Source organism: Oleiphilus sp. HI0123, assembly GCF_001635315.1.
The window spans coordinates 1-1,384 of sequence record NZ_LWGE01000983.1; the positions used below are offsets into that span (position 1 = coordinate 1).

The following is a 1,384-nucleotide window of genomic DNA, read 5'->3' on the forward strand; positions in this document are numbered from 1 at the left end:
GCCCAGTTAGTACAAAACCATCCAAACAGTCTTGCTCGTTATAATGACGACCACAAATATTCAGGCCATCTTGTTCGAAGCGCCATTGGCCTGAAGCACTGGCAGGTGGGCAAACGACGACGGGGCAGGCGGGTGTTTTAGTTGCTATCGGCATGATGCCGAAGCTTACCTGGCTCGGTGTGCCGGTCAGAGTCTTCGCTAAGGTGCGTGCGCAGGTCATTAGTGGCAGCACGTAGAGTCTGACCTGCCCTTCGATCTCTGCGCAGTCACCTAAGGCGTAGACATCTTCTGCACTAGTTTGTAGCAAGGCGTTGGTGACAATCCCTTGCTGGCATTCAATCCCCGAGTCTTGAGCAATTTGTATATTGGCTTTCAGGCCGACGGCAGAAATAACCAAGGCACACTCAAGTTCTTGGCCATTACTTAAACGAGCAAGCAAACCATTTCCTTGTTCAGTGATTTCGCTTACATGAGCTTGCATTTCAAACTGACAACCTGCATCACTAAGGCCTTCGATAAGCGCTTGTCCGGCCTCTTCAGGAATCAAACTGTTTAAGGCTGATTTTGAAGGGTCAACGATAGTTACCTTATAACCGCTTGCCAATAAGTCATTCGCGTATTCACAGCCGATTAAGCCGGCACCCATGATCAGTACATGGTTCTGGCTTTCTGAGCAGTTTTCGCCTAACAAAGAACGAAAACGGCGGTAGTCCATTAGGTCATTGATTGAAACGACTTTCTCAAGCTCACTTCCGGGAAAACTGAGCTTATTGACCTGAGCACCACAAGCAAGCACTAGCTTGCTGTAGTCTAAGCGTTCTTCACCTATCAGGATTGCTTTGGCAGAAGTATCGATTCGGTCAACACTCGTATGATTTCTGATTGAAATATTGTGCTGTGCCGCGAACTTTCCCGGGTCGGCCATTGATAGCTCATCAGCCTGCTTGCCTTTGGCAAGTGCTGTCGAGAGCATAGGCTTGGAATAAGAGTGTGCGTCATCCTGAGTGATCACAATAATCTCGCTTTCCTGGTCCAGCTTGCGAACCTCCTTAACAAGATTATATCCGGCCAAGCCACTACCAATGACAACGATAGGTGAAGTATTCATGTTAAATCTCTACCATTTCAAAGTCTTCTTTGCCTACACCACAGTCAGGGCAAAGCCAGTCTTCGGGTACATCTTCCCATGAGGTGCCCGCTTCGATGCCATCATCAGGCCAGCCTTCGCTCTCATCATAAATTAATCCGCAGACTACGCATTGCCACTTCTTCATTCTTTATACCTGTATTATCAAAATGTTACTTGCCTTTCGAATGCATACAAACATGCCTCTCTGGTTTACACTAGCGCCCGCTTGCTTATGCGAAGAGAAGATTCTAGTTT

General features: G+C 47.5%; 2 protein-coding genes. Both read right to left on the reverse strand.

Features of this window, described 5'->3' with window-relative positions; all coding sequences use genetic code 11:
• Positions 1-1,108 (reverse strand): FAD-dependent oxidoreductase (locus A3761_RS08485; RefSeq protein ID WP_068750114.1); only part of this gene is annotated, 1,108 nt, incomplete at its 3' end.
• Between the two features lies 1 nt (position 1,109).
• On the reverse strand, positions 1,110-1,274 hold the full coding sequence (locus tag A3761_RS26210) for a rubredoxin (RefSeq protein WP_068510051.1): 165 nt from the start codon (positions 1,272-1,274) through the stop codon (positions 1,110-1,112).
• Positions 1,275-1,384: the final 110 nt, after the last annotated feature.